This window comes from Longimicrobium sp. (assembly GCF_036554565.1).
Taxonomy (GTDB): Bacteria; Gemmatimonadota; Gemmatimonadetes; order Longimicrobiales; family Longimicrobiaceae; genus Longimicrobium.
On record NZ_DATBNB010000064.1, the window covers coordinates 1 to 1,771 of the forward strand.

Annotated in this window: 1 protein-coding gene; it reads right to left on the bottom strand. The window is 70.3% G+C overall.

From position 1 onward, the window contains the following. Window positions 1-198: 198 nt before the first annotated feature. Window positions 199-1,359 carry a hypothetical protein gene (locus VIB55_RS01770; RefSeq protein WP_331874944.1) on the bottom strand — a complete coding sequence of 387 codons (1,161 nt, stop codon included), beginning with the start codon at window positions 1,357-1,359 and terminating at the stop codon, window positions 199-201. Between the last annotated feature and the right edge of the window lie 412 nt (window positions 1,360-1,771).

Genomic DNA, 1,771 nt, shown 5'->3' on the forward strand with positions numbered 1-1,771 from the left:
GTCGCCACGGCCGTCCACTGGTACGCCGTGAGGACCGAGGCGGGATCGAAGAACCCGTTCAGGTCCGCCGGCTCACCCGGCGCGGGAAGCGGACAGATGAGCGCGACGTCGGCGGGCGGGGGTGCCCACAGGTGCAGTAGGAATTGCCACATAACGATTCAGGATGCGGGTTAAGGGTGTGCGGGCGCGGGCCGCAGCTCAGTTCACGACGACGTAGGCGCGCAGGACGGGAGGCGCCGCGCGGGGGTCCAGGCCCCGAAAGCTCTCGAACAGCCGGCTGAGGCCGTACGTCCGCAGGGCGTCGCCGGCGCTCTCGGCATCGAACGCCTCCAGCCACGACGGCTCCCCGGCGGGGTGCAGCTGCAGCCGGTACAGGTACCGGGCGGCTTCGGGGCCCGTGCCGCGCGAGATGAACTCGTAGGTGAACGGGTCCGCGGTGGGGCGCATGAGCCCGCCGCGCGCGGGGGAGGCGCGCCAGGGCGAGGCGGCAGGGTTGTCGGCAAGGGTGCGGACGGCGAGGATGGGCATCAGCCGCCGGCCGCGCAGCGACGCCAGCATGGCACGTCCACGGGGAGACGTGGTGTCGTCGAGGACGAGCGAGGCGGCGAGCGGCGTGTTCGTCGCCGTCTTCCCGCGCGCCCGGACGATGGGTGTGGCGTCGGCTGCGGAGGTCCAGCCGGGCTCCAGGTCGATCTCCGCCGATCCGCTAGATGTCATTGCGACGCCGGACCCGGGGACGGCGGGGAGCGGCGTCACGTACAGGTTCTGGAACACGGAGGCGAGCGCGGCGGCCACGCGGCCCTGGTCGCCTGGAGCCACGAAGGCGAACGCGTAGAGCGGGCAGGTCTGCTGGTCCGCGTCTCCTGCATCGCCGCATCCAGCGGGATCGTTCGCCACGGGCCGAAACGGCGCGGCGGACGACGCGACGATGAAGGAGCCGCCGCGGCCGATCCACTCCTCCGCCAAGGCCCGCATCCGCACGAACTGCCCGTTGGCCGCGTCAGGGTTCCCGCGGCGGCCATCCCCGATGAGTACGTGCGTGGACGAGGCGGCGGAATCGCCGGAGATCAGCGGGAAGACCTCTTCGATCTCCGTGTTGGCGTCGCCGTAGAACTCCTTGTTCCCCAGCACGCCGAGCCCCTGTCCCGCGGCCGCGACCTCGTTGCCGAAGCCGTAGACCTGCGACGGCTTCAGCCGGGCGTCGAAACCGTCGATCACGGAGCGATAGTCCGTCGCCACGCGGCCGGGATACGCCGGGTCCAGGAACCCGCGCATGCTCTGGCTGCGGTCCACGTACAGCACCACGGGCCGGCCCGCGTCCGCCTCGGGCCACACGGCGAGCGAGTCCCCCGTCGCCATCGCTTTCGCGTACGCGAGGTCATTGGGTTCTCTTCCCCCTCCGCCTCGCCCTCCATCCCCGCATTTGGCGGCGGCGAGCAGCAGCAAGGCCGCGGTGAGCGTGCTCCGGCGCATCTGTCCCTGAGTGCCGATGGAGTTCCCGAAATGCGTTCGGGATACTCTGTCGGCCGGGAGCGGGATAATTCCCCATCCGACCAAAAAAGGAGGGAGGGCGCGGGAAAATCTCCCGTGCCCTCCCTCCGTTTCGCTACATCGTTTCACGCAGAGGACGCAGAGAAGACAGAGAGGACGCAGAGAACCGCGCTCGCTCTCTGCGTCCTCTCCGTTCCCTCTGCGACCTCTGCGTGAAACGTTCTTTTAGTCGCCCGCCACCGCAGCCCCGGCCACTTCGCGCAGCTGGTGCACGGCCAGG